The sequence below is a fragment of the Frigoribacterium sp. CFBP 13605 genome (assembly GCF_014839405.1).
Lineage (GTDB): Bacteria > Actinomycetota > Actinomycetes > Actinomycetales > Microbacteriaceae > Frigoribacterium.
In genome coordinates, this window is the sequence record NZ_JACYNS010000110.1 from 1 (window position 1) to 8027 (window position 8027).

The 8027-nt window shown below is 74.2% G+C and carries 8 protein-coding genes; 1 reads left to right on the top strand and 7 read right to left on the bottom strand.

Annotated features, from left to right (window positions below; translation table 11 throughout):
• Positions 1-44: 44 nt before the first annotated feature.
• The 6 genes from IFT36_RS14010 to IFT36_RS14035 form a co-directional block, all read right to left on the bottom strand.
• Complete coding sequence (locus IFT36_RS14010) at positions 45-1244, bottom strand: alcohol dehydrogenase catalytic domain-containing protein (protein ID WP_307785119.1); 1200 nt, start codon at positions 1242-1244, stop codon at positions 45-47.
• The gene (locus tag IFT36_RS14015; RefSeq protein WP_192118561.1) at positions 1241-2008 is read right to left on the bottom strand and encodes an HAD family hydrolase; all 768 of its coding nucleotides are present in this window, start codon (positions 2006-2008) and stop codon (positions 1241-1243) included. Before IFT36_RS14015 ends, IFT36_RS14010 begins: the two co-directional genes overlap by 4 nt.
• Positions 2005-3330 carry a TIGR03364 family FAD-dependent oxidoreductase gene (locus tag IFT36_RS14020; protein WP_200413438.1) on the bottom strand — a complete coding sequence of 442 codons (1326 nt, stop codon included), beginning with the start codon at positions 3328-3330 and terminating at the stop codon, positions 2005-2007. The genes IFT36_RS14015 and IFT36_RS14020 overlap by 4 nt, the downstream gene beginning before the upstream one ends.
• A complete protein-coding gene (phnE, locus tag IFT36_RS14025) occupies positions 3327-5057 on the bottom strand; it encodes a phosphonate ABC transporter, permease protein PhnE (protein WP_200413439.1) in 1731 nt (576 codons plus the stop codon). Before phnE ends, IFT36_RS14020 begins: the two co-directional genes overlap by 4 nt.
• Complete coding sequence (gene phnC, locus IFT36_RS14030) at positions 5054-5878, bottom strand: phosphonate ABC transporter ATP-binding protein (RefSeq protein ID WP_056043952.1); 825 nt, start codon at positions 5876-5878, stop codon at positions 5054-5056. The genes phnE and phnC overlap by 4 nt, the downstream gene beginning before the upstream one ends.
• A 109-nt stretch (positions 5879-5987) precedes the next feature.
• Positions 5988-6914, bottom strand: a complete 927-nt coding sequence (locus IFT36_RS14035) for a phosphate/phosphite/phosphonate ABC transporter substrate-binding protein (protein WP_123571400.1) — start codon at positions 6912-6914, stop codon at positions 5988-5990.
• 226 nt (positions 6915-7140) lie between these two features.
• On the opposite strand from IFT36_RS14035, the gene IFT36_RS14040 reads away from it, so the two are divergent.
• On the top strand, positions 7141-7479 hold the full coding sequence (locus tag IFT36_RS14040) for a hypothetical protein (protein ID WP_200413440.1): 339 nt from the start codon (positions 7141-7143) through the stop codon (positions 7477-7479).
• Between the two features lie 35 nt (positions 7480-7514).
• Here IFT36_RS14040 and IFT36_RS14045 read toward each other — a convergent pair.
• The coding region (locus tag IFT36_RS14045; RefSeq protein ID WP_200413441.1) for a DMT family transporter at positions 7515-8027 on the bottom strand (513 nt) is incomplete at its 5' end.

Genomic DNA, 8027 nt, shown 5'->3' on the forward strand with positions numbered 1-8027 from the left:
GCAGGAGGCGCGGGGCAGCCCCCGCAGGCCGCCACCGCCCCCGGTCACTCCGGCCGGACGCCCACCCGCACCGACCCGCCGGCGGCGGCCGCCGCGATCCCGGCGTCGAGGTCGCGCAGGGCGACGACCTCGCCCACGAGGGCGTCGAGCGGCCAGGCCGCGTGCCTCCGTTCGACGAAGCGGACGGCCTCGACGAGGTGCCGCGGGGCGTAGTTGTGCACGCCACGGAGGGTCACGAGACGTCGGACGACGCTCTCGGCGTCGAGCGGTACGGCCGGAGCGGGGAAGACGCTGCCGACGAGCACGGCCACGCCGCCGACGCCCAGCGCGGCGAGCGCCGAGGCCACGGCGTGCGGCGACCCGGAGGCCTCCACGGCGACGAGAGGGGCACCACCCGCGACCGAGAACGCGGTGCTGAGGCCGTCGTCCGCGTCGGGGGCAGCCGACGGGTCGGCCGTCGCGACCGCACCGAAGCGGACGGCGAGTCGACGGCGGGCGGGCTCGGGGTCGACGACGACCACCCGGGCCCCGGCGTCGGTGGCCAGCGCGGTCGCCGTGAGGCCGATCAGCCCGGCCCCCGTGACGAGCACCACGGCACCGTCCAGGGGCACGATCGCCGAGGCGGCGTCGAGGGCCGCCACGGCCGTCGCCGTGCCGCACGACACGGGGGCCAGCAGCTCGGCGGGCAGGTCGGCCTCGACCGGGACGATCGCCGTGCCCGACCGCACGTGCACGTGCGTGGCGAAGCCGCCGCTCAGTTCCCAGCCCGTGAGGAGTCGCTCGTGCCCGTACTTCCGCACCGACTCGCACTTCTGCGGCAGGTCGCGTCGGCAGGTGGCGCACCGACCGCACGAGACGGTCAGCGACCAGACGACGCGTTGCCCGACGGCGAGCGGCGTCCCGTCCACGGCGGCCGCCCCCGGCCCGAGGGCGACCACGCGACCGACCTGCTCGTGTCCGAGGACGAGCGGGGCGGGCGCGCTCCGGTCACCCCGGGTGGTGTGCACGTCCGAGCCGCAGATCGTCGCCAGCTCGACCTCGACGAGGGCGTCGCCGGGCTCGAGGACGACCGAGGGCACCGCGACGGCCTCGTGCGGACGGCCGGGTTCGAGCCACACCATGGCGGTCGGGGCCGGGTCGAGGGGCAGCGCGGCCGGGGAGGCGGGGTCCGTCACGGACGCGACCCGCGCCTCCTGGTCCGTCGTCCGCGGCGGCACCCCCGTCCGCGGCAGGGCGGTGGTCACGCGACCGCGGTCGTCGACGCGCCGGCGGCCGCGACCCCGGCGAAGGCCGACAGCCCGACGAGGTCGCGGACGCTCTCGAGCACGACGTCGGCCCCCGCGGCGAGCAGCTGCTCGCGGGTGTGCGCGCCGGTCGTCACGCCGACGACGAGGCCCGCACCGGCGGAGCGCCCCGAGAGGACGTCGCTGACGGTGTCGCCGACGACCGCGACGGCGGCGACGGACGAGGCACGGGTGCGCAGCAGCGCGGTCAGCACGAGGTCGGGTGCGGGGCGTCCGCGGCCGGCGTCGACGGGCGAGAGGGCGGCGTCGACCGTCCAGCCGAGCGCGTCGAGCAGGCGGTCGCGCGTGACGGGCGAGAAGCCCGTGGTCAGGACGACCGAGACCCCGGAGGCGCGGAATGCGTCGACGAGGTCGCCCGCGCCCTCGATCGGCTCGACTCCCGACTCGTCGACGAGCTCGCCGTAGGCCACCTCGAACTCGTCGTTCGCGCGCTGCGCGAGCGCCTCGTCGCCCCCGGTGAGGTGCCGGAAGACCTCGATCTTCGAGCGGCCCATCGTGTCGCGGACGTACTGCAGGGCCTCGTCGCGACTCAGCGTCGGGCCGAGGTCGACCCGGTCGGCGACGCGGGCGAAGGCCTGCTCGACCACGCCGTCGTCGACGACGGTCGTGCCGGCCATGTCGAGCACGACGAGCTCGATCGGGGTCGCGGCCTCGGCGGCGGGGGTGCCGGACCAGGCGGGGGTGGTGGCGGTCGTGGTGCTCATGCGGTGAGGCTCTCTGTGAGGGGCGAGGGGACGGGCGAGGTGACGGCCGAGGTGACAGGCGAGTGGACGGTCGAGGTCGGGGCGAGGGTGTCGAGCGCCCGGTCGCGCCCGCCGTCGAGGTGTGCCCCCACGACGTGCTCGGCGAGACCGAGCCCCGTGGTCATGCCGATGCCGGTCGAGACGACCGTGACGAGCACGCCCGGGGCGACCTCGTCGACGACGAACTCGTCGCGGCCCGAGGCGTAGACGCCCTGCCATCGCTCGGTGACGACCGGCTCGGCACCGAACAGCACGCGGAACTCGTCGAGGAAGGCGTCGGCGATCCGTTCGTCCTGGAACGGCGCGATCGCGGCGCCCTTCCGGTGGCTGTCCCCGACGATCACCGACCCGTCGGGCAGCTGCGTGTACATCTGGTTGAGGTCCATCGCGGCCAGGTCCGGGCGCTCGGCGTGCAGTCGGGACCGCACCGCGTCGGCCGCTCCGGTGCCGGCGAACGCGCTGTAGCGGATCAGCGACCAACCGGTCAGCAGCGGGGCGACGAGCGGCCGGACGAGGTCGGCCCGCACCCGCAGCATGTCGAGGCCGCAGCGCTCGAGGGCGTGTCGGTCGGCGAGGTCGGGCAGCAGCTGGTCGAGGTCGTGGTTGGTCGCGACGACGACCGTCCCGGCGTCGATCGGGCCGCGGCTCGTCTCGACCCGTCCCGACGTGACCGACCCCACGGAGGTGCGGGTCAGGAAGCGCACCCCTCGCGTCTCGAGGTGCCGACGGATCGCGTCGGCCGCCTCCCTCGGGTCGACCTGCAGGTCGTACGGGAGCAGGGCGCCGCCGACGACCGCGCCGGGAGCCACCGGGGCCAGGGACGACAGCTCGGCCGCGTCGATCCGCTCGATCTCGGGCCGGTCGCCCAGCACGCGGTCGGTGCGGGCGAGGGCCAGCTCGTCGAGCAGGTCGAGCTCGTCGACGTGTCGGGCGGCGACGAGCGTGCCGCGCCGGGACAGCCAGAAGCCGGCGTCGCGGGCCAGCCGCAGCCAGAGCTCGCGGGCGGCGAGGGCGTGGCGGCGGGCCTCGCCGCTCTGCGGGGTGAGGCAGAGGTGGCCGAAGTTCCGCACGGTGGAACCGCCGATCACCGGGGAGCGGTCGACGACCAGCACCGAGAGCCCCCGGTCGACGGCGGCGAGGGCGGCACCGAGGCCGACGATGCCCGAGCCGACGACGACCACGTCGTGCGGAGCCGCCGCGTGCCCTGCCGCCGCGGTCGAGGCCGCGGTCGGGGCAGCGGAGTGACGGGCCGCCCCGTGGGCCGTGTCGTGTGTCGCGGTCATCGGAAGACCCTCCGCATCCAGATGGCGAGCCCCTCGACGACCAGGACCGTGACGAGGATCATCAGCACGATCGCCGTGACCGTCCCGTAGTTCGAGCCCTGGCTGGCGTTGAGCAGGTAGTAGCCGACTCCCCCGGCACCGACGATGCCGAGCAGCGTCGCGGCCCGCAGGTTGGTGTCGAGCATGTAGAAGGTGTGCCCGATCAGGGCCCGGGTGCCCTGCGGCAGGGTCGCCCCGGCGTAGACCTGCACGCGACTCGCCCCGGTGGCCGAGAGGGCGCGCTCGGGGCCGGGCGAGACCTCCTCGAACGAGTCGGCGAGCAGCTTGCCGAGCAGCCCGACGCCGCCGAGCGCCAGGGCGAGGGTGCCGGCCTGCGTGCCGAGCCCGGTGACGACGATCAGCACGATGGCGAGGATCACCTCGGGCACCCCGCGGATGCCGACGAGCAGCAGGCGCATGCCGCTGCGCACCCCTCGGCTCGGGGCGACGTTGCGGGCCGCGAGCGACCCGACCACGATCGAGGCGACGAGGGTCAGCACGGTCGCGGCCAGCGCGATGGCGATCGTCTCGCCCATGGCGGCGACCATCGTCGACGCCTCGTAGCTGCCGAACGACGGCGGCCAGAACTGCGTCGCGACGGCGGGCACCTTCGCCCAGACGGTGACGAGGTCGGACCAGGCGATGTCGCAGACGGCGATGCTCGCGACGACCACGGCGACCGCGAGCCACCCCCACGAGACGGTGCGTCGACGGGCGCGGTCCCACGGTCGGCGGAGCGCGGACTCGACGGTGGCGGGCACGGGACGCGACGGGGCGGGGTGACCGGCACCGCGCCTCCTGGTGGCCCGTCGGACGACGCGGTCGCCGAGACCGCGGCCGGTCGGCGCGATGCCGAGCATGGCGGCGCGGACGCTGCTCGAGACGATCTCCATCACGACGCAGAGCACGAAGATGACGAGGGCGTATCCGAGGCCGAGTCCGTAGTCGAGCGACTTGAAGGCGAACGACATCTCCATGCCGAGGCCGACGACCCCGACGTAGCCGAGGATCACGCTGCCGCGGAGGTTGATGTCGTTGCGGTGCAGCACGGTCGCCACCCACGACGGCAGCACCTGGGGCAGCACGCCGGCGGTGAACTGCTGGAGGCGGCTGCCCCCGGCGGCACGGACGGCGGTGCGCGGGCCCTCGTCGATCTGCTCGATCGCGTCGGCGAAGAGCTTCGAGATCATGCCGACCGAGTGCAGGCCGATGGCCAGGATGCCGGGCAGCGTGCCGAGCGAGAAGAGCAGCACGAACACCATGGCGAGCACGACGTCGGGCACGGCCCGGGCGAGCACCGTCACGAAGCGGGCGGCCGCACGCCACGCGGGGCCGGGGGTGGTGTTCGAGGCCGCGAGCACGGCGACCGGCACCGACAGGACGGCGGCGAGCAGGGTGCCGCAGATCACGAGGCCGAGCGTGAGGGCGGTGAGCTGCAACAGCTCGCCGAGCGGGGGGAACTCGATCGCCCCGACGCGGCCGAAGAACCGCTCGGCGTTGGCCCAGCTCTGCAGCATCCGCGCGGGGTCGATGTCGACGCTGCGCAGGGCCACGAGGCTCGCGACCAGCAGGGCGACGAGGGTGAGGCCCGCCGCGACGCGCTCGGGCGAGACCCGGCGACGAGGAGGCGCGGTGACGGGAGCGGGGGCCGCCCCGGTCGTGCGCGGGCGCTCGGTGACGGCGGTCATCGGACGGCGTCCCCGGCGAGCTCGAGCTCGATGGCTGCCATCTGGTCGGTGCTCGTGGCGACGCGGCCGTAGATCTCCATCACCTGGGCCTTCGACAGGCCCTCGGTCCCGGTGTCGAGCACGACCCGACCGTGGCGCAGCCCGACGATGCGGTCGGCCCACGAGAGGGCGAGGTCGACCTGGTGCAGGCTGCAGATGACGGTGAGGCCCTCGTCGGCCGCGATCTCGCGGATCAGCGCCATCACCTGGTCGCTCGACTCGGGGTCGAGCGAGGCGACGGGCTCGTCCGCGAGCAGCACCTGGGGGCGCTGCATCAGGGCCCGGGCGATGGCGACGCGCTGCTGCTGGCCGCCCGAGAGGGTGTCGGCGCGCTGGTAGGCCCGGTCGAGCAGACCGACGCGCTCGAGCCGGGCGAGCGCCTCGGCCTTCGCGGCCCGGCCGTACGACCAGAGCCCGAGCCGGGGCCCGCGCACGGTGGCGAGCGAGCCGGTCAGGACGTTCTCGAGCACGGTCAGCGACGGCACGAGTTCGAACTGCTGGAAGATGAACCCCACCTCGCTGCGCAGCCGCCGCAGGGCCCGCCCGGTGAGCTCGGTGACCTCGCGGCCGAGCACCGTGACGCGGCCGTCGGTCGGCCGTTCGAGGCCGTCGACGTGACGCAGCAGGGTGGACTTGCCCGAGCCGGAGAGGCCCAGCAGCACGACGACCTCGCCGCGTCGGACGCTGACCGAGGCGTCGTCGAGCGCGAGGGTCTCACCGAAGCGCTTGGTGATGCCCTCGAGCCGGACGACGGTCTCGGCGGGGGCGGTGTGCGGGTTCATGTTCGTCTCCGGTTCGTCGTGCTCGGACCCCGGGACGTCGCCGGGACCCCCACGCGTGCGCGAGGGTCCCGGCGGGTTCCCGGGGTGGGGAGGTGCTACGTCGTGCGGGTCAGGCCTTGCACTGCGACGCGTTCGTCTTCTCGCAGATGTCGCGGATCTGGTCGTAGTACGCGTCGTCGACCGGGGTGGTCTGGAAGAACACGGCACGGAAGCCCTCGCTGTCGGCGCCCTCGATGCCCGCGGCGACCATGTCGTCGGCGGTGACGTTCGAGAGGATGTCCTTCAGCTGGGCCTTGACGTCGTCGGGCAGCGAGTCCGACTCGACGATGGGCGCACCGGGCACCATCTGCTCGTCGATCATCTCGACGGCGTCGCTCTTGGCGACCTCGCTGTCCTCGGCGAAGCCGGCGTCGCACTCGGTGCCCTCGCCGACCTTCTGCACGCTGACGTCGTGCTTGCCGGCGAAGACCGGGGTGATGTCCTTCTCGGGGTCGATGCCGGCCTCGAGCAGCGCGTAGCTCGGGAAGAGGTAGCCCGACGTCGACGACGGGTCGACGAAGCAGATCTTCTTGCCCTTCATGTCGGCGATCGACGTGATGTCGCTGCCCTTCGGCACGATGGCCTGCGAGTAGTAGCCGGGCTCCTGGCCCTCGGCCGTGGTGATCGACGAGATCGGGGTGAGCTCGGCGCCGTTGTTCGTGGCGGTGACGTAGGTGAAGCCCGAGAACGAGGCGACGTCGATCTGGCCGGCGATGCTCGCCTCGATCAGGGCCGCGTAGTCCGTCGACTCGTGGTACTCGACCGTCTTGCCGGTCTCCTTCGCGATGTAGTCCATCAGCGGCTGGTAGTTCGTCTCGGTGTCGACCGAGTCGGGCACGACGCCGAAGACGAGGGTGCTGTCGTCGACCGCGTAGCCACCGGCCGCGTCGGACGAGCCGGTGGCCGAGGAGGCGGGGGTCGAGCAGGCGGACAGCGTGACGGCGAGCAGGGCGGCGCCGACGAGGGCGGTCGCGGCGCGGGGACGGCGGAGGGTCATGACGGCCTTTCGGGTGGGAGCAGGACGTGACGATGGTGGCACGCGCCCGACCGACATAGGAACCTATCTTTGGGCCCGTTCAACGAGAGTTCACCTCTTGTCTGCCTAACCTGGGCGAGCCGCCCGCGGGGCGGAACGGGGTGCCGCCCCGGCCATGGCGGGTCCAGGTGCGGCGGTCTACCCTCGGACCACCACCCCGCCCTGCTCCCGCGACGAAGGCCTCCGCATGCGACACGACGACGGCACCCCCGACTCCCCCGGCGACGACCTCGCGACCTGGTCGGACGAGGCCCACCGCGAACTCGAGCTGCTCGTCGCCCGTGACCGCGAGGCCGAGCAGGCCCGGCAACACGAGGCCGAGCGCGTCGCCCGGGTCGAACGGGCCGCCCGCCTCGAGCAGGAGCGCCGTCGCCGTGAGGCCGAGCTCCCGCCCGAACTGCGCGACGCCGACGACGAGCCGTACGACGGTGGGCCGAGGCGCCGACTCGTGATGGGGTCGTCGAAGGTGCTCGCCGCCGTCGCGCTGCTGGCCGCGGTCGCCGTCGCGGTGACCGGGTTCCTCTAGGCCGACCCGCGCCTCCTGGGCTCGTGCGTCGCCCGTCAGAGGGCGAGCAGGGCGATGCCGCCGAGCACGACGCCCGAGGCCGCGAGCCGCTTCACGAGCGACCCCTCACGCAGGACGAGCGCCCCGAACACGGCCACCATCACGACGCTCGTCTCGCGCGCCGGGGCGACGAGGGCGACCGGCGCCGTCCGGATCGCCGTCAACACGAGGATGTACGACAGCGGCGACAGCACGCCGAAGGCCAGCACCCGCGGCCAGTGGGCGCGGGCGACCGCGATGAGCTCGCCCCGACGCCGGCCGAGCGACGCGCTGTAGAAGAGGACCTCGACGAGGGTCACGCCGACCATGAACGACACGGGCGAGAGGCCCCAGGTGCGCAGGGCGTGGGCGTCCCAGATCGTGTAGCTCGCGATGGCGAGGCCGGTGAGCAGGCCCCAGGCGATGCCCGGGTCGAGGCGACGGCGCGCCGGGCCGGGGGCGGCCGGCGTCGACGCGGTCGACGGCCCGTGCAGGAGGCGCGGCGCCGGAGAGCCGGTCGACCGCCGGTC

What these genes read in the sequence shown, in the direction of transcription:
- IFT36_RS14015 (WP_192118561.1), bottom strand. Translation starts at nt 2,008, where the DNA reads ATGAGCACCACGACCGCCACCACCCCCGCCTGGTCCGGCACCCCCGCC.
- IFT36_RS14020 (WP_200413438.1), bottom strand. Translation starts at nt 3,330, where the DNA reads ATGACCGCGACACACGACACGGCCCACGGGGCGGCCCGTCACTCCGCT.
- phnE (WP_200413439.1), bottom strand. Translation starts at nt 5,057, where the DNA reads ATGACCGCCGTCACCGAGCGCCCGCGCACGACCGGGGCGGCCCCCGCT.
- phnC (WP_056043952.1), bottom strand. Translation starts at nt 5,878, where the DNA reads ATGAACCCGCACACCGCCCCCGCCGAGACCGTCGTCCGGCTCGAGGGC.
- IFT36_RS14035 (WP_123571400.1), bottom strand. Translation starts at nt 6,914, where the DNA reads ATGACCCTCCGCCGTCCCCGCGCCGCGACCGCCCTCGTCGGCGCCGCC.
- IFT36_RS14040 (WP_200413440.1), top strand. Translation starts at nt 7,141, where the DNA reads ATGCGACACGACGACGGCACCCCCGACTCCCCCGGCGACGACCTCGCG.